At 70.3% G+C, this 26,500-nt stretch carries 20 protein-coding genes; 7 read left to right on the top strand and 13 right to left on the bottom strand.

Translation table 11 applies throughout. The annotated features are described in order from the left end of the window. Positions 1–19: 19 nt before the first annotated feature. The 3 genes from D7X99_RS30085 to D7X99_RS30075 all read right to left on the bottom strand — a co-directional run bounded on the left by D7X99_RS30085 (position 20) and on the right by D7X99_RS30075 (position 4,387). Positions 20–1,135 (bottom strand): efflux RND transporter periplasmic adaptor subunit, encoded by a 1,116-nt coding sequence (locus tag D7X99_RS30085; protein WP_121780785.1) that lies wholly within the window; start codon positions 1,133–1,135, stop codon positions 20–22. A gap of 126 nt (positions 1,136–1,261) precedes the next feature. Then, positions 1,262–1,846, bottom strand: a complete 585-nt coding sequence (locus tag D7X99_RS30080) for a TetR/AcrR family transcriptional regulator (protein ID WP_120576732.1) — start codon at positions 1,844–1,846, stop codon at positions 1,262–1,264. 57 nt (positions 1,847–1,903) lie between these two features. Further along, a complete protein-coding gene (locus D7X99_RS30075; RefSeq protein ID WP_216671888.1) occupies positions 1,904–4,387 on the bottom strand; it encodes an RCC1 domain-containing protein in 2,484 nt (827 codons plus the stop codon). 200 nt (positions 4,388–4,587) lie between these two features. On the opposite strand from D7X99_RS30075, the gene D7X99_RS30070 reads away from it, so the two are divergent. From D7X99_RS30070 to D7X99_RS30060, 3 genes are all read left to right on the top strand, one after another. Next, the gene (locus D7X99_RS30070; protein ID WP_121780784.1) at positions 4,588–5,679 is read left to right on the top strand and encodes an SGNH/GDSL hydrolase family protein; all 1,092 of its coding nucleotides are present in this window, start codon (positions 4,588–4,590) and stop codon (positions 5,677–5,679) included. A 203-nt stretch (positions 5,680–5,882) separates the two neighbouring features. Next, positions 5,883–6,713 carry a YdiY family protein gene (locus tag D7X99_RS30065; protein WP_121780783.1) on the top strand — a complete coding sequence of 277 codons (831 nt, stop codon included), beginning with the start codon at positions 5,883–5,885 and terminating at the stop codon, positions 6,711–6,713. Positions 6,714–6,738: 25 nt separating this feature from the next. Next, positions 6,739–8,328 carry an AbgT family transporter gene (locus tag D7X99_RS30060; RefSeq protein WP_121780782.1) on the top strand — a complete coding sequence of 530 codons (1,590 nt, stop codon included), beginning with the start codon at positions 6,739–6,741 and terminating at the stop codon, positions 8,326–8,328. 25 nt (positions 8,329–8,353) lie between these two features. On the opposite strand, the gene D7X99_RS30055 is transcribed toward D7X99_RS30060, so the two are convergent. Further along, positions 8,354–8,914 (bottom strand): hypothetical protein, encoded by a 561-nt coding sequence (locus D7X99_RS30055; RefSeq protein ID WP_121780781.1) that lies wholly within the window; start codon positions 8,912–8,914, stop codon positions 8,354–8,356. A 144-nt stretch (positions 8,915–9,058) separates the two neighbouring features. Here D7X99_RS30055 and D7X99_RS30050 point away from each other — a divergent pair, with 144 nt between their 5' ends. Then, on the top strand, positions 9,059–10,615 hold the full coding sequence (locus D7X99_RS30050) for a leucyl aminopeptidase (RefSeq protein ID WP_121780780.1): 1,557 nt from the start codon (positions 9,059–9,061) through the stop codon (positions 10,613–10,615). Positions 10,616–10,625: 10 nt separating this feature from the next. Here D7X99_RS30050 and D7X99_RS30045 read toward each other — a convergent pair whose 3' ends face one another. From D7X99_RS30045 to D7X99_RS30025, 5 genes are all read right to left on the bottom strand, one after another. After that, a complete protein-coding gene (locus D7X99_RS30045; protein WP_121780779.1) occupies positions 10,626–11,969 on the bottom strand; it encodes a DUF2254 domain-containing protein in 1,344 nt (447 codons plus the stop codon). Between the two features lie 33 nt (positions 11,970–12,002). After that, positions 12,003–13,490, bottom strand: a complete 1,488-nt coding sequence (locus D7X99_RS30040; protein WP_199756383.1) for an aspartate ammonia-lyase — start codon at positions 13,488–13,490, stop codon at positions 12,003–12,005. 88 nt (positions 13,491–13,578) lie between these two features. Next, positions 13,579–15,456, bottom strand: a complete 1,878-nt coding sequence (locus D7X99_RS30035) for a bifunctional UDP-sugar hydrolase/5'-nucleotidase (RefSeq protein WP_121780778.1) — start codon at positions 15,454–15,456, stop codon at positions 13,579–13,581. A 69-nt stretch (positions 15,457–15,525) separates the two neighbouring features. Next, positions 15,526–15,984 (bottom strand): MarR family winged helix-turn-helix transcriptional regulator, encoded by a 459-nt coding sequence (locus D7X99_RS30030; protein ID WP_121780777.1) that lies wholly within the window; start codon positions 15,982–15,984, stop codon positions 15,526–15,528. Further along, positions 15,981–16,412, bottom strand: coding sequence for a hypothetical protein (locus tag D7X99_RS30025; protein ID WP_121780776.1), 432 nt, complete (start codon positions 16,410–16,412; stop codon positions 15,981–15,983). The genes D7X99_RS30030 and D7X99_RS30025 overlap by 4 nt, the downstream gene beginning before the upstream one ends. 212 nt (positions 16,413–16,624) lie before the next feature. Between D7X99_RS30025 and D7X99_RS30020 the strand changes: the two genes are divergently transcribed. Together D7X99_RS30020 and D7X99_RS30015 are read left to right on the top strand one after the other, a co-directional pair. After that, on the top strand, positions 16,625–18,049 hold the full coding sequence (locus D7X99_RS30020; RefSeq protein WP_121780775.1) for an RtcB family protein: 1,425 nt from the start codon (positions 16,625–16,627) through the stop codon (positions 18,047–18,049). Between the two features lie 100 nt (positions 18,050–18,149). Beyond that, positions 18,150–18,656 carry a DUF1993 family protein gene (locus D7X99_RS30015; RefSeq protein ID WP_121780774.1) on the top strand — a complete coding sequence of 169 codons (507 nt, stop codon included), beginning with the start codon at positions 18,150–18,152 and terminating at the stop codon, positions 18,654–18,656. Here the strand turns inward: D7X99_RS30015 and D7X99_RS30010 are convergent. Together D7X99_RS30010 and D7X99_RS30005 are read right to left on the bottom strand one after the other, a co-directional pair. Further along, a complete protein-coding gene (locus tag D7X99_RS30010) occupies positions 18,604–20,565 on the bottom strand; it encodes a 2,3-oxidosqualene cyclase (RefSeq protein WP_121780773.1) in 1,962 nt (653 codons plus the stop codon). The genes D7X99_RS30015 and D7X99_RS30010 overlap by 53 nt on opposite strands. Then, a complete protein-coding gene (locus D7X99_RS30005) occupies positions 20,565–21,611 on the bottom strand; it encodes a phytoene/squalene synthase family protein (RefSeq protein ID WP_121780772.1) in 1,047 nt (348 codons plus the stop codon). The genes D7X99_RS30010 and D7X99_RS30005 overlap by 1 nt, the downstream gene beginning before the upstream one ends. 86 nt (positions 21,612–21,697) lie before the next feature. Between D7X99_RS30005 and D7X99_RS30000 the strand changes: the two genes are divergently transcribed. Continuing rightward, complete coding sequence (locus D7X99_RS30000) at positions 21,698–23,107, top strand: NAD(P)/FAD-dependent oxidoreductase (protein WP_121780771.1); 1,410 nt, start codon at positions 21,698–21,700, stop codon at positions 23,105–23,107. Here D7X99_RS30000 and D7X99_RS29995 read toward each other — a convergent pair. Both D7X99_RS29995 and D7X99_RS29990 read right to left on the bottom strand, forming a co-directional pair. After that, positions 23,047–24,237 (bottom strand): glycosyltransferase family 2 protein, encoded by a 1,191-nt coding sequence (locus D7X99_RS29995; RefSeq protein WP_147476299.1) that lies wholly within the window; start codon positions 24,235–24,237, stop codon positions 23,047–23,049. The two genes, D7X99_RS30000 and D7X99_RS29995, sit on opposite strands and share 61 nt — an antisense overlap. Continuing rightward, a partial coding sequence (locus D7X99_RS29990; RefSeq protein WP_233613840.1) for an MMPL family transporter occupies positions 24,234–26,500 on the bottom strand: 2,267 nt, incomplete at its 5' end. The genes D7X99_RS29995 and D7X99_RS29990, both read right to left, overlap by 4 nt.

The raw sequence follows: 26,500 nt of genomic DNA, 5'->3' as shown, positions 1-26,500 counted from the left end.
TGGGAAGGAAGGCGCCCGGCTACTGGACGACCTGGAGCGCGGTGCCGTCCTGGAGCGGCAGGCTGGCGTCGGCCACGACGCGGTCGGCGGAGCCCAGTCCCTGCACCACGCGCACGAAGCCGGGCAGCACGCGCTCCACCTTGACGTCCCGGCGCTGCGCCTTGCCGTCCTGCACCACCCAGACGAAGCCCTGCTGGCCCCGGGCGTTGACGGCCTGCGTGGGCAGGAAGAGGCCCGCCTGCTCCGGTGCGTTGTCGGAGGCCGCCACGCTGGAGAAGTCCAGCTCCACCAGGGCGCCCGCGCGCAGCCGCGCACCGGCGTCCTTCGCCGGCAGCACCTCCGCGAGCACCTCCACGGTGCGCGTCTGCTCGTCGATGGTGGCGCCCAGGCTCTTCACCTTCGCCTCGAAGGGCGCGCCGGAGGGATTGAGCGTGCCCTTCACGACGGTGCCCACCGACACGCGGTCCACGAGTGACTCGGGCACCGGGGCGCGCACCTCCAGCGCCTGCGTGTTGACCAGTCCGAAGATGGCCGTGCCCGGCGACACGTAGTCGCCCGCGTTGCGGCTCTTGCTGGTGATGACGCCGTCGAAGGGGGCCGTGAGCGTCGCGTCGCGCACGGACTCCTGCGCGCTGTCCAGGGCGGCGGCGGCCTGCTGCGCCTGGGCCTGCGCCTGACGGAAGCCCACCTCCGCCTTGTCGAGCGAGGCGCGCGGGAGGCTGCCCGACTGCGCGAGCACACGCGTCCGCTCCACCTCCGACGTCGCGCCATCCAGCGCCGCGTCCGCCGCCGCCTTGGAGGCACGCGCCTGGTTGACGGCGATGCGCGAGTTGGAGGTATCCAGCTGTGCCAGCACCTGGCCCCGCTTCACCGTGTCGCCCACGTCCACGCTGACGCGCGTGAGCGTGCCGGATGCCTGCGCGCTCAATGTCGCGGACTGCTTGGAGCGCACGCTGCCGGTGGCCTTGAGGACGCTCGACTCCAGCTGCGTGGCGGGTGTGACGGCACGCACGCCCACCGGCTTCTGCGCGACCTGCGCGGCGGAGGCCTGCGGGACGACTGCCTTGTCACCACCACCGCACCCCGTCACCACCACCGCCACCGCCACCGCTGCTGCCTTCATGAACGTCTTCATTGCTTCGTTCCTCGTGCTGCGGCCGGAGACTCCGGCACTGGATGACTGAATCGGTTTTCTGGTCAGTCCCGGCCAAACGAAAGCCCCACCGCGCCCGGGCGCGAAGTGGGGCCAGGAAAGGAGGGGTCAGTTGGGAGGTTGCTTCAGGAGGCCACGGATGAAGATGTCGAAGCAGCGCTCCACCGACTGCATCAGCGCGACGTCCGCCCCCTCCGGCATCAACTTGACGGCGAACTGCATGAGCAACGCCACGAAGCCACGGGCCGCGGACCTGGGCTCGGCCACGGTGAAGACTCCCTGCTCCACGCCTTCCTCGAGGATGCCCGCCAGCACAGCGGCGTCACTCTCCATCATCCTGGGTACGAGGTGCGCAGCCTGGAGTCCCAGCTCGAAGATGGTGCTCAGCTCGATGCGCTGCCCCTCGGGTGCACGGGACTGCTGCTCCAGCTTGCATTGGATGTAGGCCCGGACCTGGGCCTCGGGCGTCTTCGCCCGGCGCACCCTCGCATTGAGCTCGGCCAGGCCCTCCCCGTACGCCCGCTCCACGCAGGCCTCGAAGAGCGCTTCCTTGCTCTCGAAGTGCAGGTAGATGCTGCCCTTGCCCACGCCTGCCCGCCTGGCGATGTCTTCGACCGAGGCCTTCTTGAAGCCAAAGCGGGCGAAGACCTCGCCGGCGGCGCCCATGATGGCGGTGCGTGGGTCGGAACTCATGACCAGATTTATAAATCGGTCACTGAGTCAGCGCAAGTCCCTCTTTCGTTTGAGCCCCTAGGGGAGCGTCACCGGGATGGGCCGGGGGCTGTTCGCCGCCTCGCCATTGCCGAGCTGGCCCGCGACATTGGCGCCCCAGGCCCAGACCGTCCCGGCGCGCGTGACAGCCAGGGAGTAGGCGCTGCCCGCCGCGATGGCGCGGGCATCGCGAAGCGAGGCGATCTCTCCGCGCGACAGTTTCCCGGTTCCCTCGCCCAGCCCCAGCTGCCCGGAGGCATTGCTCCCAAAGGTGACGAGGGGGCCTCCGTTCGTCACGGCCAGCGAGTGGCCGTCACCCGCGGCGATGCGCTGGGCTCCCGCCAGGCCGGGAACCCGCACCGGGGACCACTGGCTGAGAGTCGTCCCGTCGCCGAACTGGCCCTGGCCGTTGTACCCCCACGCCCAGAGGGTGCCGTCCTCGCGCAGGGCCAGGGAGTGGTATTTCCCCGCGGCCACGGCGACGACTCCCGTCAGGCCCGGCACCTGCGCCGGCATGGCGTGTGAGGTGTTCGTTCCATCCCCCAGGGCCCCGAAGTCGTTGTCCCCCCATGCCCAGACGGTGCCGTCCTCACGCAGCGCCAGCGCGTGGATTGCGCCCGTGGCGATGGCGACGACTCCCGTCAGTCCCGCCACCTGCCCCGGCGTGGAGCGTCCGGCGGTCGTCCCGTCGCCGAGCTGGCCCTGGCTGTTGTACCCCCACGACCAGACGGTGCCGTCCTCACGCAGGGCCAGCGCATACCAGCGACCCGCGGACACGGCCGTGACGCCGCTCAGCCCGGTGATGGGTTCGGGGGAAGAACCGTATGACGAGGACTCGACCCCCAGTTGCCCGAAGCTACTGGCCCCCCACGACATGACGGTGCCATCGGAGAGCACCGCCAGTGAGAGGCCCCAGCCCGCGGCAATGCCCCTGGCGCCGGAGAGGTTTGGCACCTGGGCGGGCGTCGTGCTGCCGCCGTGCGCGGCGCCAATCCCCAGGCTGCCTTCGCGGTTGTCGCCCCAGGCCCAGACCGTGCCATCCGCGCGCAGGGCCAGGGAATGGGCTTCACCCGCGGCCACGCTATTCGCCTCCGTCAGCCCCGGCACCTGCACGGGTCCGCCGCGATTCACGGTCTCCGGCTGGATGCCGAGCTGCATGTACCGGTTGTCGCCCCAGGCCCGCAGGCTCCCGTCGGAGAGCACGGCCAGGACATGCTCGTCACCCGCCGCCACGGCCGCGACGCCCGCGAGGCCCGACACCTGCCTGGGAGCATGGCGGGTGTACGTCCCATCCCCGAGCTGGCCGGAGTCGTTGGTTCCCCAGCCCCGGACGGTGCCATCCCCCATCAGGGCCACCGCGTAGAAGGTGCCCGCGGAGAGGGTGGTCACGTCGGTCATTCCCGGCACCTTGCCCGGAATGTGTCCGTTCCTCCGGGAATCACCGCCCAGGGCCCCATCCACGTTGGTGCCCCACGACGACACGGTGCCGTCCGAGTGCACGGCGAACGAGAGCCCATAACTCGCGGCGACGGAGACCACGTCCGTCAGCTTGAGCACCGCGACCGGGCGGAGGCTGCCGACCTCCCAGTTGAACTCTCCATTGCCAAGCTGACCCGAGGAGTTGTTACCCCATGCCCGGACCGTCCCATCCGCGAGCACGGCCAGCGAGTGATCCCTGGAAGCGGCGATGCCGGTGACCCGTGCCAGCCCCGGCACCTGCACGGGGGTGAGACGTCCCTCCGTCGTTCCATCGCCGAGCTGGCCGTCGCTGTTATCCCCCCACGCCCAGACCGTACCGTCCTTGCACAGGGCCAGCGAGGAGTAGCCAGTCGCGGCGACGGCAAGGACCTCCGTCAGCCCCACCACCCGCACCGGCGTGGAGCGGTAGTTCTCCGTTCCATCCCCAAGTTGTCCATAGGTGTTGCCCCCCCACGCCCAGACGGTGCCGTCCCTGCGCAAGGCCAGGGAATGCTCGCCTCCCGCCGCCACGGCCCTGACGTCGGTCAGTCCGGGCACCGGGCGGGCGGCGCCGTCGAGGCGGAGATAGGAGGCGCCCCATTCCACGACCGTGCCGTCAGGGCGGAGCACCAGCGAATGGTAGCGGCCCGCGGCGATGGCCTGCGCCGCGGGACACGCGACGACGGAGAGCGCGAAGCTCCGCGTGATGGCGGGCGCCACATGATTGGTGATGGTCACCGTCACCCTGGCGCGCGTTCCAGCGGGCAGACATTCCGGGCCCTTCCAGCGCACGTCGCTGGTCGTCGCGGTGCTTTGCGGCTGCTCCAGGACACCCGTGCTGGCCTCCCAGCTGAAGCCCAGGGCACGCTGGGCGTCATCCTTCGCGGCGACGTGGAACGTCACCGCCTCGTTGGCCCTCAGGTTGACGGCGGACTGCGTGCTCTCGACGAGCGTGGGGGATTTCGGCTGGGACTGCGGCTCCGGGTCGGAACCACAGCCGGTGCCCAGGAGCGTCAGCACGGCCAGCAATGCCAGTTGGAAACGAAAGCCAATCAGTCGGTTCATGGGGGCCCCCCTGGAGATGACAGCAAACGCGAGTCATCTAGCATGGGCTGTTCACTGCTGGCATCTGGTGGGCCGCCGCCGTCTTGCGTGTACGCTGGGAGTGCGTGCCCGACCGCTCCCGCATCGCTGGCGTCTGCCTTGGCATGGGCCTGTCGCTGGCCGCGTGCAGGGCCCCCTCCACTCCACCGGAAGGCCCTTCCATGCCCTGGGTGAGCATTCCCGCCACTGACGCGCGCGTGCGGTACGTGGGCCGGACGTACCGCTCAGCGACAGGGGTCGTCTTCTCGCATCCGGGCGTCACGGTGCGCGCGCGCTTCTGGGGAGACGCCGTCCGGGTGCGGCTCGATGACGCGGGCGCGGGCGGCGACGTGGGGACCAACCACTTCGACGTCGTGGTGGACGGGGCACCTCCCAAGCTGCTCGCGGTGAAGCCCGGTCAGGGCAGCTACCTGCTCGCCAGCGACCTCCCCGTGGGCCTGCACACGGTGGAGCTCTTCAAGCGCACCGAGTCCCTGGTGGGCGCCAGCACGCTCCTGGCGCTGGAGGTCCATGGTGAGCTCCGGGAGCCGCCCCAGCAGCACACGGGGCTCAAGTTGGAGTTCGTCGGGGACTCCATCACCTGCGGCTACGGCACGGACGTCACCTTCGTCCCTGAGTCATCCTCGTCGAGGGTGCCCACCTTCACGTCGAAGCACCAGAATCCCAGACGCGGCTACGGATGGCTCACGGCCCAACGCCTGGGCGCGGAGGCCGTGTTCGTCTGCTATTCGGGCCACGGCGTGTACCGCAACCTGGACCTGTCCACGTCCGGCTTGATTCCAGCCATCTACGAGCGCGCCGTCCCGGACCACCCCGCCGCCTGGGACTTCTCCAACGACTCGCCGGACGTGATTGTCCTCAACGCCGGCACCAACGACACGTTCGCGGGCGCGGGCACCGCCGCGTTCCTTCCGGATGAAGCGGCGTTCAAGTCCGCCTACCGGACCTTCCTCGAACGGCTCCGCACGCTGCATCCGCGCGCGCACATCGTCTGCACGCTGGGCAGCATGACGGATGGCTTCAAGCGGAAGGAACAGCAGGGCGTGGTGACGTCCGTGCACGTGGGCGATTGGATTTCCGACCTGGTGGCGGAGCGCCAGCGCCTGGGCGACGCCCGGATCCACCGCCACGTGATGGCCATGCAGAACCCCTTCGCTGACGGCGTCGGCGAGGACTGGCATCCCTCCGCCGCCACGCACCAGAAGATGGCGGAGTCGCTGAGCCGGTTCATCCAGGACGTCGTGCGCCCCTGAACCAGGGTCTGTAGAACAAATCCCTCATCACGTTCTGACGGGCAAAGGCACGAGGGTGCCTTCCCTGGCATGCCGGCCTGTGATTGCAGGACGCGCGGTGCGTGTCGAAGGTTGCGTGGGCCGCGAGAAGGCCTTCGAGCACCACCGAGGCCGCCCCTCCCCGAGCACCGGGACAGGCAGGCTCCTCCTTCCCCAGGGCACGTATGAGTCCACTCCTCATCCTCTTCGCGGCCATGGCCCAGACACCCACGCCTCCTCCCGAAGCGGCGGATGCCTCCGCACCGGCTTCCGTCGAAGCCGAAGCAGACGAGGACGAGGACGAGGACGAAGACGAAGGGCCCTGGACGGGCTCGGCCGGGCTCGGCGCCTCCTTCTTCACCGGCAACGCCCGCTCCTTCACCATCACGGGTGATGCCCTGGCGGAGTACGAGTCCCCGGTGTGGGCGCTCACCCTGGAGATGGATGGCGCCTACGGCAACGCGGCCACGGAGGACGAGGAGGAGCGGGCGGTCACGGCCCTGACGCTCGGCGGCTGGGCGCGCGCTGACTACCGCTTCACGCGCCTGCTCAGCGTCTACACCTTCCTGGGCGCGGAGACAGACCACCCCGCCAGCCTGGAGCTGCGCACCGAGGTGGAGCTGGGCCTCGGCTTCACGTTCCTGGAGCGGACGAAGAAATCGAAGGACCTCCTCCTGCGCATGTACCTGGGCGCGGGCTACGCGAGGGACCGCCGGTTCCAGTACACCCCCACGCGCGAGGACCTGCCGAACGTGACCCTGTGGTCACCCGCGGTGGGACTGGCCTTCCGCTACGACATCAACGAGCACGTGTACCTGCGCGAGGACGCCGTGCTGCTCCCGGACATCTTCGGCGACACACGTGTCCTCCTGGACTCCACCACGAAGCTGTCCGTGGACCTGACGGACCGCTTCGCGCTCACCACCTACTTCGAAGTGCAACACGACAGCGCACCCGCGGCGGGCAAGGTCAAGACGGATACCTCGCTCTCGGTGGGTGGCGAGCTGGAGATCTGAGGGATTGGAAAGGAGCAGCACTCCCATGGCCAAAGCGGCTCATTTCGACGACGTCCAGGTCCCAGGCGAGACCAAGAACAAACAGCGCACGCCTCCGAAGAAGAAGGGCATGGAGCGGGTGCTCGACGCCATCGAGCGGGTGGGCAACAAGGTCCCCCACCCCGCCATCATCTTCGTCGCGCTGATTGCCATCGTGATGGTGCTCTCCCACATCTTCTACAGGATGGGGGCCAGCGTCACCTACGAGACCATCAACCCGGACACCCACCAGGTGGAGCAGACGACCTCCGCCGCGAAGAGCCTGCTGACGGGCGAGGGCCTGCGCTTCATGTTCGCGGGCGTCGTCCAGCACTTCATGGACTTCAACGCGGTGGGCGTCATCATCGTCGCCATGCTGGGCGTGGGCGTCGCGGACGCGGCGGGCCTGGTGGGCGCGCTCATCCGCAAGCTGGTGGCGGTCGCTCCGGCCCGGCTCCTCACGTACATCCTGGTGTTCGTGGGCATCCTGTCGAGCATCGCCGCGGATGCTGGCTACCTGGTGCTGATTCCCCTGGCGGCGGCGGCCTACCTCACCGTGGGCAGGCATCCCCTCGCGGGCCTGGCGGCCTCCTTCGCCGGTGTCGCGGCGGTCTTCACCGTCAACATCCTGATCAAGCCGCTGGACGGCATCCTGACGGAGATCACCAACGACGCCATCCACATCATGGCGCCGGACCGCTCCATCGACCTGACGGCGAACTTCTGGTTCTCCGCCGCGTCGGTGGTGATGCTGACCATCGTGGTGTCGCTCATCAGCGACAAGCTCATCGAACCCCGGCTGGGTGAGTACAAGGGAGAGAAGCCGGCCACGACGGGCGCGAAGCTGTCGCCGGAGGAGTCGCGAGGGCTGAAGTTCGCGTTCTGGGGGCTCGTGGGCGTGCTGGTGTTCTTCGGCCTGCTGGCGCTGCCCCCGGGGGCTCCGCTGCGCAATCCGGAGACGGGCGCGCTCATCGGTGACTCGCCGTTCATGAACGGCCTCATCGTCGCCATCACCGTGCTGTTCCTGGTGACGGGGGCCGCCTATGGCGTCGGCGCCGGGACGATGAAGAACAGCGTGGACGTCATCAAGGCCATGGAGAAGGCGGTCGCCGGGCTGGGCGGCCTCATCTTCCTGCTGTTCATCATCAGCCAGTTCATCGCCCTCTTCACCTACACGAACATGGCGACCATCGCGGCCGTGAAGGTGGGGGATGCCCTGGAGCACGCGGGCCTGGGCGCGCTGCCGCTGCTCGTCGGGTTCGTGCTGGTGGTCGCCGTCCTGGACCTCATCATGACGGGCGCCATCCCGAAGTGGGCCATCTTCGCGCCGGTGTTCGTGCCGCTCTTGATGCGGCTGAACGTGGACCCGGAGGCCGTGCTCGCCGCGTACCGCGTGGGCGACGGTCCGTTCAATGCCATCTCACCGCTGAACGCCTACTTCGCGCTCATCGTCACCTTCGCCCAGAAGTACCAGAAGGACGCGGGCGTGGGGACCGTGGTGGCCTTGATGCTGCCGTACGTCATCGTGGTCTTCGCCGTGTGGATTGCCCTGTTGGTCGCGTGGCAGGTGCTGGGGCTGCCCTGGGGGCTCGGGTAGGGACACCCACCAGGGCGTCCCACCCTCAGCGCCGCGAGTCGCGCCGGCTCTGGGTCCGGCGGCCCCGGCCAGAGGCATGGGCCTGCCGCTTGAGGGCGGGGAAGCGCTGCTGCTTCAGGGCCCCTCCCCGCTTCTTGCCGGACGCCTGCTTCAAGGCTGCGGCCTTCGCGGTGCGGCCGGCGGCGCGCGTCCGGCGCGCGGGCTTTCGTCCTCCCGTGGCCGCGCGCGTCGTCCTCCGGGGGGCCGGACGGCTCGCGGCGCGGGCCCGGACCTGGGCCTTGCGCTCCAGCAGGGCGAGCCGCTTCTCGAAGCGCTCCAGGGTGAGGGCGAAGTACTCGGCCTTGCGGAGGGTGTTGCGGTTGCCCTCGGCGCGGCGGGAGCGGGAGGGCACCTCCTTGCGGAGTGCCTCCCTGCGCTGCCGCTGCGCCGCGTCCTGGTACTTCTCCATCAGGCGGCGCGCTCGCAGGATGCGTCCGCGCAGTTCCCGTGGTGAGAGCTCCGCCAGGTTGCGTGGGGCGCTGGACAGGACGAGCTGGGCTTCGCGTTCGGTGAGCAGTGACATCCGCTTCGACGGCAGTGTGCGCATGGGCTTCCTCCCTCAAGGGCTTGAGTGGCGGAACATCCACACCTTGCATCCGCCGGAAAACCGCTCCCGGAGGCAGGGGCGAGTAGCCTTCTGGATGTTGCACCCCCCTGGCGCCGTGCCCAGTTCCTCCATCAGGAGGCTTCCATGTTGACCTCGTTTCATTCACGCGCGCAGGCCGAGTTCCACCCCGCTCCTTCCATCGAACCCCCGGAGGAGACGAAGCTCGCCGTAGCGGCCACCGTCCCCACCGACGCCGGTTGCGTCGGCACGTTCGTGGGAGCGGACGAAGAGGTGAAGGCCCCCGGCCTCGACCGCGCGTTCCTGAAGGCGGCGGGCTTCGAGGGCAAGGCCGGTCAGACGCTGCTCATTCCCCGCTCGGGAGGCCCGCCCCTGGTCGCCGTCGGCGTGGGGGCGCGGGCACAGCTGGATGCAGGCAAGCTCCGGGATGCCGCCGCCGCGTTCGCGCGGACCGTGGGCCAACAGAAGCGCGTCGCGCTCCAGGTCCCGGACACCGGGAGCGTCCCGGCGGACCTCGCCGCGCAGGCCCTGACCGAAGGCGTCCTGCTCGCCCGCTACCGCTACCGGCCCTACAAGCGGAACTCGGAGCAGGAGCCGCCGCTCGAATCGCTGACGCTCGTCTCGGGTTCGAAGAACACCGAGGACGTTGAACAGGGAATGATGCGCGGAGGCATCCACTCCCGCGCCACGGCGTTCGCGCGTGACCTCGCCAATTCCCCCGCCACCCTGCTGACCGCCGCACGGCTGGCGGAGGTGGCCGAGTCGCTGGCCAAACGCTGCGGCCTGGAGGTCGAGATCTTCGACGGCGAGGCATTGGCCAGGCTGGGCTGCGGAGGCCTGCTGGGCGTCAACGCCGGCAGCGCGGAGCCGCCGCGGATGATCAAGCTGACGTACACGCCCAGGGGCAGCAAGGGCGAAGCCATCCAGCCCCTGGGCCGCGTCTCACTGGTGGGCAAGGGCATCATGTTCGACTCGGGCGGACTGGGCCTGAAGCCGAACGACCTGGTCCACGCCACCATGAAGGGCGACATGTCCGGCGCGGGCGCCATCCTCGCGGCGATGACGGCGCTGAAGCAGCTGGGCTGCAGGACGGCGGTGACGGCCTACCTGATGTGCACCGACAACATGCCCTCGGGCACCGCCATGAAGCTGGGGGACGTGCTGACGGTGCGCGGCGGCAAGACGGTGGAGGTCATCAACACCGACGCGGAGGGCCGCCTGGTGATGTCGGACGCGCTCGTCCTGGCCACCGAGCAGTCGCCGAGGCCCGACGCCATCGTGGACGTCGCCACGCTCACCGGGGCGTGTCAGCGCGCGCTGGGCCTCCTCACCGCGGGCGTCATGGGCAACGACCCGTCCCTGGTGGAGCAGGTGAAGGACTCGGGCGAGCGCACCGGCGACACCGTGTGGCAGCTCCCGCTGGACCGGCGCCTGCGGCAGGAACTGGAGTCGGAGGTGGCGGACATGAAGAACGTGGGCGGCGACAACGCCGGAGCCATCACCGCGGGCCTCTTCCTGGAGGAGTTCGTGGACGGGCTGCCCTGGGCGCACATCGACATGGCGGGGACCGCGCGGGCCGAGCGCGACAACGCGTGGCGCAGCAAGGGCGCCACGGGCTACGGCACCCGCCTGCTCATCGACTTCCTCATGGGCTTCAAGCCCACCCGCGAAACCCGCCACTGAAGCCGGCGCTTCAGTCCGGAAGCCAGTCCGCGCGCCCCCGCTCGACGCGCGTCCGGCGCTCGCCCTGGAAGGAGGCCCGGACGCGCTCCGCCTGGGCGAGCAGGCGGTGGAAGCGGTCCTTCTCCGTGGAGCCCTGGACGTCCGCGAGCACGCGTGCGAGCAGCGCTTGCGCCGCGGCGCGGTCCTGCGCGTCGCGCGCGAGCAGGCCCACGGTGAGGGCGATTTGAAGCACCTCCTCCAGCACCTCCGGGTCGCCCCCCGCGTAATGGAGGGGGCCATCCACGGCGAGGAAGAGGTAGTCGCGCAGCCGCAGGGCCACCAGTGACACGCGCGCCCTGCCATCCGGGTCGACGACGTTCCAGTCCCCCTGCGGCAGGGCCGCCAGCCGGCGCATCACCGAGCGGATCTGCTGGAGCGCCTGCCGGGCCGTGTACGGGTCATTCGCGGACGAGGACAGGGCCCGGTTCGCGACGTCGACGAGGATGCGGAGCCCCAGGGAGGGGTCGCAGTCGGGCTCGCGCGCCGACGTGATGCTCAACGTGGCGGCGAGGCCGTGGAGCACGTGGGCATCCACGGCGCCCCCTCCGTCCGCCACCACCCAGCCGGCGACCTCGTCCTGGTCGATGTACTCGCCCACGGTGATGCAAATGCGGACCCGCACGCCCCACTTCCGGGCGAGCCGCGTGAGGTCCTGGAGGTCGACGTCCGCGAGGTAGCCCGACGAAGCAGCGAGCAGCGAGGTGGCATCCGCCGGCAACCGCAGGGTCACCGCCGGATCCAGCGGCAGGCGCTTCAGACGGGCCTGGATGCGGCGCTCCGTCGCGGACACGATCAGGTGCTGGACGAGCCCGAGGACGCGCTCCACCCGCAGGAAGCGGAAGGTGCGGGCCAGGACGAGGATGAGCACGAAGAGCGCCACCAGCACCAGGATGATGGCTCCCGACAGGACGGGCCGGGGCCTGACGCCAGCGTCCTCGATGACGCCCAGCTCCCGGACCGCCGTGAGGATGTAGCTGGTGGAGAGGGCGAAGAAGGGAATGGCGCGGCGGAGCGGCGCGCTCTTCAGGTAGATGGGGACCAGCCGTGGCGAGTACTGGTTCGCGGCGGACTGGATGACCGGCGCGTTCAGGGACAGGGCGATGGTGAGGACGGTGATCTGCAACCCGAGCAACGCCCCCAGGGCGCCCCGGGTGTCGTCGACGTCCCCGGGCCAGGCATGCCCGAACAGGGCCGGTGCGGTGTCCGTCTGCACGCGGGCGACTGCGATGCCCAGCGCGCCCCCGACGACGACCAGGGCGGCCAGGACCAGCCAGTAGGGCTCTCGGAGGAACCTGCGCAGGCGACGGATGAACATGCGGACCTCGCGCTGAAGGCGAAAAGGGACCGCCTAGTGCGTGCCCTCTTCGTCCCGGGCCTCCACCGCCTGGCCCCGGGTCAACCGCTCCGGCGAGAGCAGCTCGGCCAGCTGCTCGCGCGTCAGCAGGCCGGCGGACACCACCAGGTCCGCGATGCTGGCGTTCGTGGCCAGGGCCTCCCTCGCCAGCCGTGCCGCGGGCGCGTAGCCGATGTGCGGCATGAGGGCGGTGATGACGCCCACGAAGGACTCCACCTGGCGCGCGAGCCGCTCCTTGTTGGCGGTGATGCCCCGCACGCAGTTCACACGCAGGGTCGCCATGGCGGCGGTCATGTACTTGAGGTTCTCGAACAGCACGTGGGCCATGACCGGCCCGAAGGCGTTGAGCTGGAGCTGCCCCGCCTCGGCGGCCATGGTCAGCGTCACGTCTCCCCCGGCGACCACGAACGCCACTTCGTTCACGACCTCCGGAATGACCGGGTTCACCTTGCCCGGCATGATGCTGGAGCCCGCCTGCATGGGCGGGAGGTTGATTTCGTTGAAGCCCGCCTGCGGGCCGGAGCCGAGCAGCCGCAGGTCGTTGCAGATCTTCGACAGCTTCATCGCGGTGCGCTTGAGGGTGCCGGACACCTCCATGAAGACGCCCACGTCGGTGGTCGCTTCAATCAGGTCCGGCGCGGTGACGATGGGGCGCCCGGTGATGTCCGCCAGGTGCGCTCGCGCGGCCTCCGCGAAGCGTGGGTCCGCGGCGATGCCCGTCCCAATCGCCGTCGCCCCCAGGTTGATCTCCCCCAGGCGGCGGGTGACCTCCGTCAGGCTCGCGTGCTCCTCGGCCAGCGTGACGGCGAAGCCTTCGAACTCCTGCTGGAGCGTCATGGGCACGGCGTCCTGGAGCTGCGTCCGGCCAATCTTCACGATGCCCGCGAACTCCTGTCCCTTGTCGCGGAACGCCTGCTCCAGCAGATGCAGCTGGGCCAGCAGGCGTTCGACGGACAACATCAACCCGACCTTGAGCGCCGTCGGGTAGGTGTCGTTCGTGCTCTGGCTCCGGTTGACGTGGTCATTCGGGTCCAGGTGCGCGTAGTGGCCCTTGGGGTGGCCGGCCAGCTCCAGGCCGCGGTTGGCGATGACCTCGTTGAAGTTCATGTTCGTGGAGGTGCCGGCCCCGCCCTGCATGACGTCCACGACGAACTGCTCGTGCAGCCTGCCGGCCTTGATGTCCTCGCAGGCCTGGTCGATGAGCGAGGCCCGCGTCGCATCCAGCACGCCCAGATCCGCGTTCGCGCGTGCGGCGGCCTGCTTCACGCAGGCGTAGCCGAAGAGCAGGTCGGGATAGACGGAGATGGGGCGCCCGCTGATGGCGAAGTTGTCCAGCGCGCGGCTGACGTTGATGCCCCAGTAGGCCTCCGCCGGGAGCCGCCGCGAGCCCAGGTCGTCGGTCTCCGTCCGGGGCGATGCGCCGTCCTGGTTCAGCGTGTGGATGCTCTTCTGGAACGTCTCTTCCGCGCGTGGGTCGGCCATCGCGGGCAACGTAGGAACGCGGGAGGCCCGGTGGGACGTGCCCTCCGGGGAAGAGGGCTGTCCACCGGGCGTCCCTCGGTTCCTTACGTCACTGCACGACGGGCGCGCACTTCGCCGGGCCGAGCGTGGCCTGGAAGTACGGCGTGTAGAGGTCCGGCGTGAGCGTGAAGTTGCAGGTGTTCACAGTGTCCGGAGACAGGTTCTGGTGCTCCTGCATGTAGCGCGCGACGTAGTCACGCACCCCGTCCGCGGAGGACCACAGCATGCGGCCTTCCTTGAACATGCTGTACCCGCCGCCGCCACCGCCGCGGTAGTTGTTGACGGCGATGCGGAAGACCTGGTCGTCCTTCACGTCCTGGCCCTGGAAGCGCAGGTGCGTGAGCCGCGAGCCCGCGGGCTTCGTCAAGTCATAGCCGTACTCGATGTGCGAGTAGAGGTCCCAGTTGTAGTCCGCGACGACGGGCGTGGTGGCCTTCGCGTCCGCGGGCTTCGCGGGCAGGTTGGCCGCGTCCAGCTGCTTGAAGTACAGCGTGTTCATCTCCAGCGCGCGCCGGAGGATGGAGCCGTTGATCTCCATCACGTACAGCGTGTTGTCGTAGATGTAGACACTGTAGGCGTCCCGCAGGGTGACGTCCCCCGCCGGCAGCGCGACGTCATTGGAGAACAGGGCGGTCGCGGACAGGTCCACGGGGAAGCCGGCCTCCGCCGCGGCCTCCTCCTGCACGATGTTGAGCAGGTCCCCGAGCGCGCTGTCCACGTAGCGTCCGGCGAAGCCGCCCGTGAAGGCCGCGGTGGTGCTGCCAATCTTCTGGTTCACGTAGGCCACCGTGGTGTCGTGGGCGGCCTGGGTGAGCTGCTTGACGGTGGCATCCTCCGCCACCGTTTCGTCCACCGCGTGGAGCTGCGAGTCATGCGCGTCCACGCCCCAGCGCTCGCCGTTCCAGGTGACGTTGAGCTGCACGTCCGCCAGGTGGCTGCCCCAGCGGTTGGGCTGCGTGAGGAGGACTTCACGGCCGTTCTGCTGCTTCAGCAGCATCTTCGGGATGGGCTGGTGGGTGTGGCCGGTGAGGAGCACGTCCACGTCCGCCACCTGCTGGGCAATCTGCACGGCCTGGTTCTCAGCGGTGAGGTTGCCGCGGTCGGTCCACTTCGTGGCGTCCGCGTAGTCCGCGAGCCACGACTCCGGGCTGGTCGCGCTGCCCGTCGGCTGCTTGTCCGGGCCACCGTGGATGGCCACCACCACCACGTCCGCGCCAGCCTGCTTCATCTTCGGCACGTACGTCTTCGCGGTCTCCAGCGGTTCATCGAAGCGCAGCCCGGTGATGTTGTCCTTGCGCTCCCACGTGGCCACGCCCGGCGTCACCAGGCCGAGGATGCCGACCTTCACGCCGCACACCGTGGTCATCACGTACGGGGTGAAGGCCTCGGAGCCGTCCGAGCTCTTGCGCACGTTGGCGCCGAGGAGGGGGAAGTTCGCCTCGCCCTTGAACTTGTTGAGGACGTCCTGGCCGTAGTTGAACTCGTGGTTGCCCATGGCCATGGCGGCGTAGCCCAGCTCGTTCATGGCGGCGGCCATGGGGTGCTTGGGCGCGTTGTCCACCTGGGCGTAGTAGGTGCCGAGCGGCGAGCCCTGGATGGTGTCGCCCGTGTCGACGAGCAGCGTGCAGTCCGGGTTCTTCGCGCGCTCCTGCTTGATGAGCGTGGCCACCTTGGCGAGGCCGCGCTTCGCGTCAGCCTTCCCGGAGAAATAGTCCCACGGGAAGATGTTGGTGTGCAGGTCGCTCGTCTGCAGCAGCGTCAGCTTGCGCGGCGACCTGTCCACCGGAGTCGGGTCGACAGGTGAATCATCATCGTTGGAATCACAGGCGGTCATCAGCGAGCAGGCGCCCACGAGACAGAACGTGCCGGTGCGCAGCGCGCGCATCAGGAAGGAGGAGCGGTTCAAGAGGCCTCGACCTTGTGTCATGCCGGAAGGGAATCTTCCGGAGGGGCGCGCACCCTACAAGACCCCTCTGACGTTCAGGGAATGGATGGCTCAATCCCCGGACGCCGGCTCCAGATTGTCCACCACGCGGCGCAGGAGCGACATGAACGTGGCGCGCTCGCGGTCGCTGAAGCCCGCGGTCGCCTGATCCGCGACCTCCTCCAGCTGCTCCTTCGCCTGGGGCAGGCGCTCCCGGGCCTTGGCCGAGAGCGATATCCGGGTCGCGCGCTTGTCGTCCGGGTGCGGCTGACGCTGGATGAGCCCGTCGCGCTCCATGCGCGTGAGGAGCGCGGCCATGGTGGGTTGCTCGACGTGGGCGTACTCCGCGAGCTGCTTCTGTAAGAGTGGCCCGTGCTCCTCCAGCGCGATGACCACCGGCAGGTAGGCCATCCCGAACTCGAGCGGCCGCAACCGCTGCTCGAAGTGGCGCATCAGCAACCGGGACGCATGGTTGATCCAGAAGGTCGGTACGGCTCCGGGGTCCCAGCGGGGGGCGGTCTTCGTGCTCATTGGAGGTTGCCCGAGGAGTCCTCCGACTCCTCCTCGGCCGTCGGATAGGCGGAGACGGCCAGGGCGATTCCCTGGTCCGCGAACCACCGGACGTCGTCGGGTGGGAAGTGGACGGAGCTGGTGAAGTGCCGCGAGGTGCCGACGAACAGCCCGAAATCCACGACGCAGGGGACGGCCTGCTGGCGCAGCTCCGCGAGCAGGGGGGCCAGCACCTCCAGTTGCCTGCGGGCGGCGGCGACGGGGCCGTGCAGCGTGCCCTCCCCGTCCTCCACCAGGGTGAGGTTGAAGCCCGAGGTCGAGTGCCTTCCCTGGCGCTGCAGCTGCTCGCCCTGGAGCCAGACGGCATCCGGGCGGCATTCCGGGAAGCGGTCCAGGACGGACGCCACATCGAACTCCGGGGCCTGGGCCCGTAGGACCGCCACCGTCATGACGCCGCTCCATTCCCCTGCTTCGACACGTCCATGGGCCCATCCTCGACTGGAGCGGATCTTTTCGCGAGCCCGTCAGGTGCGGTGTGTTGGATCGTCCAGGGGGTCGCGGACGCTCCGGCGTCCCGACCGCGGCTGCTGACCCGAGGTCTCGAATCCATCGCTCACGTCCCCCGGGCTGAAATCCGCCCGGGTCAGATTCCGAGAAGGTCATGCAGCCGAAACTGAACCGGCTCCTGCGGGCGCTTGCCCGCGAGGGGCTCGACGTTGCTTACGACGGTCGTGTCTACACGGTCCGCCTCCAGGCGGATCCCCATGCTCCCCCCGCCGAAGTCCTCCTTCCGCCGGACCTGCCGGTGGAGGGCAAGGCGCTCCAGCAGCTCGCGGCGCTCGCCGCGCTCCATCATCCTGACGGCGGCCGCGTGAAGCAGGTGCGCGCGACGCCGGACTTCCATCCGGGCGACTCCGGGGTGGCCATCGGGTCGGTGGTCCACACGGAGGGCCTGGTGGTCCCCGGCGCGGTGGGCACGGACATCAACTGCGGCATGCGCCTGCATGTCGCGGACATCCCCGTGGACGCCTTCCTCGCCCGCCGCGACGCCTTCGTCGAGCGGATGAAGGGGCACTACTTCTTCGGCACGCGGGACGTCGCCCAGGGCTCGCGCGCCCTGGAGGCGCTGCTGCGGGACGGCCTGCCCGGCTGGCTCCTGGAGACGGAAGGCCAGCCCCTGGGCATGGCGGCCCGGATGGAGCTGGGCCAGCTTCACCGTGAGTCCGACCGCGTCTATCTGGGCGGGGCGCTGGAGGGGGACCCGGCCTGGGCGCCCACCGGGCTGCGGCGGGAGGGCGTGGTGCGCGACCCTGGCCTCGCCACCATTGGCGGAGGCAACCACTTCGTGGAGGTGCAGCGGGTGGAGGCCGTGGTGGACCGCGCGCGGGCGTGGGCCTGGGGCGTGCGGGAGGGGCAGCTCGCGTTCATGGTGCACTCCGGTTCGCGGGACATGGGCAAGCACGTGGGGCGCACCTGGCAGGAGCGGGCGCGCGCCGCGTGGCCCACGGGGGCGCCGCACCCGGGGAGCGGCATCTTCCCGCTCGCGGATCCAGTGAAGGTGCGCGAGTACCTGAAGGCGGAGGCCACGGCGGCCAACTACGCCTTCCTCAACCGGCTGCTGCTCGCGGAGCTGGTGCGGCAGACGCTGCGGGAGCTGTTCGGGGACGTGGAGGCGCCGCTCGTCTACGACGTGCCCCACAACATCACCCTGCCCTGGGAAGGCGGCTGGCTGGCGCGCAAGGGGGCCTGCCCTGCCGAGGAGGACCAGCCGGTCATCATCCCCGGCTCCATGGGCGCCACGTCCTACCTGATGAGGGGCCTGGGCAACGCGAAGGCCCTGGCGTCGGCCTCGCATGGGGCGGGGCGGGCGCACTCGCGCTTCTCCATGTCACGGGGAGGCGCGAAGCACCGGGAGGAGGACCTGGGCCTGACGGGGGTGGACTGCATCGCGCTCAGGGCCGAGCGCCGCATCGAGGAGGCCCCCGCCGCCTACAAGCCCATTGGCCCGGTGGTGGCCTCCCAGGTGGACGCCGACATCGTCCGGGAGGTGGCCCGGCTGCGGCCCTTGATGACGTTCAAGGCCTGAGCTCAAGGCCGGGGGTGACGCAGGGCGTCCGGACGATTTGCTCCGGACGCCCTTGCGATTGGCTCGCGCGCCCATGGCTGTCCCGTTAGCTTGCGCGCCCATGTACTTCGAGACCTTTTCGCAGATGAAGAAGCAGCTGGGGCAGTTGAGCAAGTGGTTGGAGACGGCCGAGGCCCACGCCAAGGCGAAGTCCTTCGACCCGAACCTCTACCTGAACTTCCGGCTGGCGCCGGACCAGCTCCCGTTCGTGCGCCAGGTGCAGATCGCCTGTGACGCCGTGAAGCTCGCGGCCTCGCGATTGTCAGGCAAGGCCGCGCCGTCCAACCCGGACACGGAGCAGACGCTGGAGGAGCTCAGCGCGCGCGTCCGCTCCACCATCGCGTACCTGGACACGTTCACGGGGAAGGACTTCGAGGGCGCCGCCAGTCGCGTCGTCACCCACCCCCGGTGGGAGGGGCAGGTGATGAGCGGCGCGGACTACTTCCTGGAGAACGCGGTCCCCAACTTCTTCTTCCACGTCACCCACGCGTACGCGCTGCTGCGTCACAATGGCGTCAACCTGGGCAAGGCGGACTACCTGGGGTCGCAGAGCCTTCGCGCGCCTTGAAGCCTCCGGCCTGTCGCTCCGCGAGCGACAGCGCCCACAGCGGGAAGATGCGCAGGTAGGCGTCGTAGTGGATGGCGCAGGTGCGGCTGAAGACGCCGGCCAGGGGCTCTCGGGGCCACTGGCCGTCCGCCGCCTGCCTCTCGCGCAGCCACGCCATGCCCCGGCGCGTGGCCTCCGCGTGCGCCTCGCCCGCGGCCACCAGTGACAGCACGGCCCAGGACGTCGTCACCGCGTGGCCCGAGTGCCCCTCCACCCAGCGGCGCTCGCGGCAGGCCTGGATGGTTTCGCTCCAGGAGCCGTCCTCGCGCTGGTGGGCCTTCAGGAACGTGACGGCCTTGCGCAGGGCAGGGTCTCCGGTCCCCGCTCCCGAGGCCACCAACCCGGTGACGCCGAACCACGTGCCATAGCTGAAGCACACGCCCCAGGAACCCTCCCAGCCGCCGTCCGGACGCTGCTGGCGTCGCAGGAAGTCCGCGCCCCGCGCGATGGCCTGGCCCACCGGTGCGTGCGGCCATGCGCCGCGCCAGGCCGCCAGCGCCTGGACACAGGCCGACGTGCACTCCACGTAGCTGGGGTCCACCATGATGCCGGCGAAGACGTCCGAGGGATTGAACCGCTCCAGCCAGCGCGGTCCCCGCTGCCGCTCGTAGGTGGCCCAGCCGCCGTCCCGGTTCTGCAGGGACAGGATGAACGCCACGGCCTGCTCCAGGCGCTCGCGTGGCACGCGATTGAGCCCGAGCGGCTCCAACAACAGACACGCCTTCAGCGCCTCCGCCGTGCAATCGCTGATGGGCCAGCCGTGCGCGCGGGTGCTGAAGGGCCACCCTCCCCGGCTGGGATGCCGGTGGTGCCTGGCGGCGTCTGGCGAATCCTCCAGCACCTGCTGCGCCTCCAGGAAGCGGCCCGCGCGCTCCAGCGTGTCCCGCGCCCAGACGGACTCTCCGGAGGCCACCAGCGCCTGCACCGCGAAGGCGGTGTCCCAGAGCTGGGAGGAGTTGTAGCCGTTGACCGTGATGCCCTTCCGCGTCCGCTGGAGGTAGTCCGGCAGGCGCTCCAGGTGGGCCCGCACCTCCGGACCGTCCGGCCGCGCCACGTGACACACCACCATGTCGAGCACCTTGCTGATGGGCCCGATGCAGACGAAGTGCGTCGCCGCGTCCTCGCCGTGAATCAACGCCAGGGACTCCTCCAGCGCGCGTTCCCGCAGCCGCTTCGGATGGAACCGTTCATACAAACCCAGCACGCGGTGCACGGCGCGCAATCCCAGACCGTGGGGGCTGTAGGCGTCCGTGCGGGCCACGCGTCCGCGCGCCGCCTTCCAATCCACATCCGCGTAGGGCTGGGCGTACAGCTCTCGTCGCAGCTCGGCCAACAGCGGTGTCTCCGCGGCGCGGATCCGGCGGCCATAGAGCCAGCCCATGGGCAGGTACACCATGCGGCAGTGGCACCAGAGCCGGGAGGGGTGGAATGGCAACCCTCGCGGCAACAGCCAGAGCTCCGGAGGCACGGGCGCGAGGCCCTCGTATTCGTAGAGCCCCAGCAGGGCGAGGACGAACTTCCCCCAGGACGCGCTGCCCAGCGGGCCGCCTTGGGGAAGGAACCACGCCCTCGCGCGGACGAGCCCCGGGTCGTCCGCGCCAACGCCCAGCAGCCGCTGCGCGACGTAGTTGAGCACCGACGTGAAGACGAGGCTGGGCGACTCCACGTCCAGCCCCCATCCCCCATCCGGGTTCTGGTGCGCACGCATGTGGGCGACCATCCCGTCGCGGACGGGCGCATCCGGCGTGCGCCCCATCACGTACAGCCCGGCCACGTACACCGGGCCCAGGAACAGCGGACCGCTGTAGTCCCCCTTCCAGGAACCATCCGCCGCCTGCGCTCCGGCCAGCATGTCTCGGGCCCGCCGCATCAACTCCAGGCCTCCACGCCGCTCCGGGACGCCCGCGAGCAGTTGGCGTAGAGCGCCCGCAGCGCTTCATCCGAACCCACCCGTTCCTGCGTGAGCCGCATCAGCGTCGCCACCGTTTCCCGGGGAATCTTCACGGGCTCGGGTTCGAACACCGCCGGGTTGCCCTCCACCGCGTCGAGCGTCGCGGCCGCGAAGAAGAGCGGGTAGAGGCAGAACAGCCGCAGACCGGGCTCTTCCACGGGCAGCGCCAGCGAGTACTCCAGCGCGACGTCCAGCTCCCTGCGCGCCACCGACACCAGCTCATCCATCAGCGCCACGGCGTTCGCACGGAGCGAAGGCAGGGCCAGCGTGGAGGACGTGAGGCCATGCGCGGCCATGCGGTCCCTGGGCAGCCAGCAGCTTCCCCGGTCCAGGTCCTCCCGCACGTCCTTGAGGATGTTGGTGAGCTGCAGGGCCCGGCCAAAGGCAGGCGCCCGCGTCACGAGCCGCTGCTCGCGCCAGGCGACCCGGGGTGAGCTGGCGACGAAGAGGCCGGTCAACATCTCGCCGACAACGCCCGCCACGTAATAGCAATACATGAACGTCGCCTGGAGGTCGGGCAGCCCCATGACCTGCCCGCTTCCTCCATGCATCCGCTGTATCTGGTTCATGCCGCCGGTCATCGTGCGCACGCATCGCGCGATGGGCGGGTGGACCCAGGAGGGAAGCGAGGCCAGGGTTTCGAGCACGGTCGGTGTCTCCGAAACCAGCTCGGCCTCCGCCGGTGGCACCTCGTCTCGCAGGGCGCGCCGAGCCCTTCGCGCGAAGGAGCGGGCACGGGCCTCCCAGCCCGGCTCCAGCGACACCAGGGCCCCCAGTTCGTCGAGCAATGCACCGTGCAGTGCCCCGGGGGACTCGTCCTCCAGGGTGTCCGCGATGCGGCACAGGAGGTAGGCCACCGTCACCGCCAGGTCCAGGGGCTCCGGCAAGAGCGGGATGTTGAGCGCGAAGGTCCGGGAGACCCGGGGCAATTGTGTGCGACAGAATGATGCAACCTGCACTTTCATGCCTGCCTCCTTCGCGTGCGGCGCCGCGCATCAATGGATAAGTCGTCAATGCCAGACATGGTGTCTGCGAACCGAGCGGGGGCGACGTGGGGGACACCGAGGTGGTGATAGCCGGGGGAGGGCCCGCGGGCTGCGCGGTGGCGGCGGCGCTCTCCGACCTGGGGTGGTCCGTCCTGCTGCTGGACGCGGGTGTGGACCGGCACAAGCAGCTCGCGGGCGAACTGCTCCACCCGCCCGGGGTGCGGGACTTGCGTGCGCTGGGCTTCGGGGACGTCGTGGATGGCTGGGCGGCCCATCCCGTGAGGGGCTTCGCGGTGTGCTTCCATGCCCCCGAACGCACGCTCGTCCTGCCCTACGGTCGCGGTGTCACGGGTCTGTCGCTCGAACACGCCGCCCTCACCCTGCCCCTGCTGGAGTCGGTGTCGCGGCGGCGCGGCGTCACCGTGCGCATCCGGGCCCGCGTGACGGCCGTGGAGCACAACTGCGAGCGCGGCGTGCGCCTGCGCTACTCGCACGCGGGCACCGAGCACACCGTGCACGCCCGGCTGCTGGTGGCCGCGGACGGACGCGCGTCGCCCGTGCGGCGGATGCTGGGTATCGCCGAGCACCACCAGCGCCTGTCCACCATGCTGGGCGTGACGGTGGACAGCGCCTGCCTCACCCACCCTGAATACGGGCACCAGTTCGTGGGCGGCGCCGTGCACGCGCTGGCGTACACCATCCAGCCCGGCGTGGCGCGCGTGATGGTGGACCTGCCCCTGGGCAGCACGGCCCAGACGCTGAAGGAACACCCGGAGTTGCTGCTCGCCCTGCCCTCGAGGCTGAGGGAGGCCGTCTTGCAGGCGCTGGAGCAGCGGCCCGCGGTGCGAATGGCCTCCAACGACGACTGGCTGGCGGAGACCGTCTGGATGGGGAGCGCCGTGCTCGTGGGGGACGCCTCCGCGTGCTGCCACCCGCTCACGGCCAGCGGCATGGCGTCGTGCTTTCACGACGCCCGCGCCCTCCAGGAGTCGCTGCACCGCTACCCGGACCACGTCGCCCGCGCGCTGGAGCACTACGCGCACGCGCGGCGGCCCGCGCAGCGCACCCGCGTCGCGCTCGCCTCCGCGCTCTACAGCGCCTTCGCCAGGCAGGACGAGGGCATGCACGCGCTGCGCATGGGCCTGTTGCACTACTGGGAGCACAGCCCCGGCGGCGCGCGCGCCTCCATGGCCCTGCTCTCTTCCGAGGAGCCCCGCATGCGGGTGATGGCCCGCGAGTACCTGCGCGTCGTCGCCCATGCCTTCGCCGCGATGCTCTCCCCGAACGGACAGGGGGGCAGCCTGCGGTCCGCCGCGCCGCTGTTGCGCTCGGCCGGGCCACCCTTGCGTGGCACCATGGCGAGCGCGGTGGAACAGATGGTGAGCTGGCTGCATCGTCGCGTCCGCCGTCCCGTCTACACGCTGGCCCGGGCGGGCTGGGCTTCACCCAGGCGCGCCTTCGCATCCAACCGGTAGCCGCGGCCGCGCCAGTCCACCTCGCGAGACAGCCGCGTGGACAGCGCCACGCCTGCCCCCAGGAGCGGAAGGACCGCCGGCACCCAGTAGTGCCGGGGCGCGACCTCCGGACCGTGACAGGCCCGCTGGAGCCGCAGCTGGCTCCACACGGAGAAGCCGATGGGCGCCGCGGACAGGAGCGCTGGGCCCCAGGCCCTTCGCGCCACCGCCGTCGCCAGCGCGCCCCATGACAGCCAGCTCACCGCGCCACGCACCCAGTGGGGCCGCGCGAAGCTCCCGGGGAGGCCCGCCTCCGAGAAGAGGATCCACCGCCGGAAGATGCGCAGGAAGGCGCCCAACTCCAGTTGGCCCGTGACGACGCGCAGGGGCGCGTGGACGACGCGGTTCTTCCACCCGGCTTCGTGCAGCCGGCGCCCCAGGTACATGTCATCCACGAACTGCCCGGCGGCGCAGCCCACGCCCCCGATGGCCTCCAGCGCCTGGCGCCGGAACACCATCAACTGCCCCATGATGAAGGGCAGCGCGCCATCCGGCGCCGCGGTGCACGCGACCGATGCGCCGTACCACGCGTTCACCAGCAGCCCGTAGCCCACGTCGCCCGCCAGGGGCGCGTCCGCCGCCGCGTAGATGGGCGCGAACGTGGCGCCCGTCCCGCCATCCTCCAGCAGCGCTCCCACCAGCGCCGTGAGCACCTCGGGCGAGGGCCTCGTGTCCGAATCGCTGAAGGCCAGCAACTGACACCGCGAGCAGGCCACGCCCACCTGCATCGCGTTGAGCTTGCCCGTCATCCCCGCTGGTGGCTCGCCCGCGACAATCAACTCCACCCGCTTCGCGCGCGTCGGACGGGCAGCCACCTCGTCACGGGTGGGGAGGAACGCAGGGTCGTCCTCGCTGTCGAAGACGAAGAGCACCTCCCACTCGCCGGGATAGTCCAGGTCCAGCAGCGCACGCACGTTCTCGCGCGCGTCCACGTCCAGGCCCCGAATGGGCCGGATGACAGTCACCGAGGGTGGCTCGAAGCGTCTCATGGGCGGAGCCGCACGCCGCCGCAGACCGGCCATCAGCTCGCGGTGCCCGTGCACGAGCACACCCAGCGCCGCCGCCGTCCATGCGAGGTTCCGCGCGTTCATGGCCGCGCCTCCGTCCCCTGCGCCCGTGGATGCGAGCGCCTCCAGTGGCCGGGCCCCCACCAATTGAAGTCCCCCATCAGGCGCATCATCGCGGGGACGATGAGCACCCGGACCAGCGTCGCATCCAGCGCGACCGCGATGGCCATGCCCAACCCCATCGCCTTCACCACGACCACCGACGCCAGCGTGAAGGCCGCGAACACGGCCACCATGATGGCCGCCGCGCTGGTGATGAGGCCGCCGGTCCGCTCCAGGCCTTCGGCCACCGCGTGGGTGTTGTCGCCCGTGCGCAGATACTCCTCGCGGATGCGGCTGAGCAGCAGCACCTCGTAGTCCATGGACAGGCCGAACAGCGCGCAGAACAACAGGATGGGCAGCGACGGTTCGATGGGCCCGGGTTCGAAGCGCAGCAGCCGGTGCAGGTGCCCCTCCTGGAAGATGAACACCAGGGCGCCGAACGAACCGGCCAGCGACAAGAGGTTCATCAGGAGCGCCTTCAAGGGCAGCACCACGGAGCGCAGGAGCACGAAGAGGACGATGCACGTCATCCCCATCACGAACCCCACCGCCGCGGGCGTGTGGTGCTTCACGAAGGCCGCCGCGTCCACGTCCGTCGCGGTCTGTCCTCCCACCAGCCACCGGCCGTCGCCCACCGTGCGGTCCTCGCGCAGCGCGCGGACCAGGTCGCGCGCCTCCAGGCTGCTGGGCGCCGCGGACGTCAGCACCTGCATCACCGCCACGTTGCCGGTGACGTACGCGGCCCGCGCGGCCTGGAGCTCCGGTGGGAGCATTCGGGGGGGCGCGGCGGCCATGCGCAGGACGGTCGCCCGGTCCATGCCGGGGCCCAGGTCCACCGCGCTCTCCACGCCGACCACGCCGGGCATGGAAGCCACCCGGCGGCTGGCGTCGTAGAGGGCGCCCGCGCGCTCCGGTGTGAGGGGATTGCCGCTTGGAAACTCCACCGCGACGAGGACGCGGGTGGCTGCCTCGCGGGGGAACAGGCGGGCCAGGGTCTCCGCGCCGTGGCGTGCTTCGGTGCCCTCGGGCAGCGCGGTGATGTCCGTGGCCGCCAGTTGCAGCCTGCGGAACGGCAGCCCCATGGCCAGGAGCAGCGTCAGCGTGGGCAACAGCACCCACCAGGGATGCCGCATCACCCAGGTGGCCAGCGCGTGCCAGGCGCCGCCGCGCCCTTCCTTCCGAGCGAAGGGCAACCGTCCCCGGTCCACCCGAGGCCCCAGCCAGGCGAGGAGCGCGGGCAGCACGGTGAGCGCGAAGAGGACCGCGAAGGCCACCACCAGGGCGCCGCCCAGTCCCATGGCGCTCAGGTACGAGCCCCGGAAGAAGAGCAGGCCTCCCAACCCCACCGTGACGGCCAGCCCCGAGAACGCCACCGCCCGCCCCGCGGTGTCCAGCGTGCGCGTCAGTGCGTGCTCCGTGCTGAGTCCCAGCGCGAGCTCGGAGCGGAAGCGGCTCACGATGAAGAGCGAGTAGTCGATGGCCACGCCCAGCCCGATGAGCGACACGACGTTGAGCGTGTACTGGGCCATGTTCGTGGCGTGCGACAGCAGCATCACGCCCGCCACGCCGCAGAGCACCGCCAGGCCGCCCACCACCAGCGGCAGCATCGCCGCCACCACCGTCCGGAACACCCAGAGCAGGACCAACAGCGCCAGCGGGAATGACAGCAACTCCGCGCGCAGCAGGTCGTGTTCCAGCAATTCATTGAGCGCGGCCAGGAAGGCCACCTTGCCGGTGAGCGTCGTCCGGAGGTTCGGGTCCTCCAGCGCCGAGCGCACGGCGGGGAACGCGGCGGTGGCCTCGCGCTCACCGCCCTTGAGCCGCACCAGCGCCAGCAGGTCGTGTCCCGTCCTCGCCACGAAGCGGGCGCGGAAGGCTTCGGGCGCGCCGATGGGCGACACCACCGACGCGACCTCGGGCAGCCGCTCCACGCGCGACAACACGGACGTCACCGCCTGGGTGAAGCGCGGCTCGTCCGCGGTCCATTCGTCGTGATGGAAGATGACCGCCAGGGTCTGATCATTCGACCCCGCGGCGGCACCGCGCGCGAGCGCCTCGGCCTTCGCGGATTCAATGCCCTCGATGGTGCCGGTGGTGAGATGCCCGCCCCGGAGCAGCGCCCACACCGCCGCGGCGAGGAGCACCAGCGTGCCCACCAGCACCCGGCCCCGATGCCGGAACACGCCCACCGCCAACCGGGCGAACAGGGATGGCTCGCCCCCCGCCGGTGAGTCATCCCCCCGTC

Origin of the sequence: Corallococcus sp. AB032C, from assembly GCF_003668935.1 — a bacterium.
GTDB lineage: Bacteria > Myxococcota > Myxococcia > Myxococcales > Myxococcaceae > Corallococcus > Corallococcus exiguus.
Note: the sequence above shows the minus strand (reverse complement) of the source record. Positions and strands in the feature narration are given on the sequence as shown.

Coding starts and splice junctions, on each gene's coding strand:
- D7X99_RS30055 (WP_121780781.1), bottom strand. CDS start 8,914: ATGCGCACACTGCCGTCGAAGCGGATGTCACTGCTCACCGAACGCGAA.
- D7X99_RS30060 (WP_121780782.1), top strand. CDS start 6,739: ATGGCCAAAGCGGCTCATTTCGACGACGTCCAGGTCCCAGGCGAGACC.
- D7X99_RS30050 (WP_121780780.1), top strand. CDS start 9,059: ATGTTGACCTCGTTTCATTCACGCGCGCAGGCCGAGTTCCACCCCGCT.
- D7X99_RS30045 (WP_121780779.1), bottom strand. CDS start 11,969: ATGTTCATCCGTCGCCTGCGCAGGTTCCTCCGAGAGCCCTACTGGCTG.
- D7X99_RS30035 (WP_121780778.1), bottom strand. CDS start 15,456: ATGACACAAGGTCGAGGCCTCTTGAACCGCTCCTCCTTCCTGATGCGC.
- D7X99_RS30005 (WP_121780772.1), bottom strand. CDS start 21,611: ATGAAAGTGCAGGTTGCATCATTCTGTCGCACACAATTGCCCCGGGTC.
- D7X99_RS30010 (WP_121780773.1), bottom strand. CDS start 20,565: ATGCGGCGGGCCCGAGACATGCTGGCCGGAGCGCAGGCGGCGGATGGT.
- D7X99_RS30020 (WP_121780775.1), top strand. CDS start 16,625: ATGCAGCCGAAACTGAACCGGCTCCTGCGGGCGCTTGCCCGCGAGGGG.
- D7X99_RS30040 (WP_199756383.1), bottom strand. CDS start 13,490: ATGGCCGACCCACGCGCGGAAGAGACGTTCCAGAAGAGCATCCACACG.
- D7X99_RS30070 (WP_121780784.1), top strand. CDS start 4,588: ATGCCCTGGGTGAGCATTCCCGCCACTGACGCGCGCGTGCGGTACGTG.
- D7X99_RS30065 (WP_121780783.1), top strand. CDS start 5,883: ATGAGTCCACTCCTCATCCTCTTCGCGGCCATGGCCCAGACACCCACG.
- D7X99_RS30030 (WP_121780777.1), bottom strand. CDS start 15,984: ATGAGCACGAAGACCGCCCCCCGCTGGGACCCCGGAGCCGTACCGACC.
- D7X99_RS30015 (WP_121780774.1), top strand. CDS start 18,150: ATGTACTTCGAGACCTTTTCGCAGATGAAGAAGCAGCTGGGGCAGTTG.
- D7X99_RS30075 (WP_216671888.1), bottom strand. CDS start 4,387: ATGAACCGACTGATTGGCTTTCGTTTCCAACTGGCATTGCTGGCCGTG.
- D7X99_RS30025 (WP_121780776.1), bottom strand. CDS start 16,412: ATGACGGTGGCGGTCCTACGGGCCCAGGCCCCGGAGTTCGATGTGGCG.
- D7X99_RS29995 (WP_147476299.1), bottom strand. CDS start 24,237: ATGAACGCGCGGAACCTCGCATGGACGGCGGCGGCGCTGGGTGTGCTC.
- D7X99_RS30080 (WP_120576732.1), bottom strand. CDS start 1,846: ATGAGTTCCGACCCACGCACCGCCATCATGGGCGCCGCCGGCGAGGTC.
- D7X99_RS30085 (WP_121780785.1), bottom strand. CDS start 1,135: ATGAAGACGTTCATGAAGGCAGCAGCGGTGGCGGTGGCGGTGGTGGTG.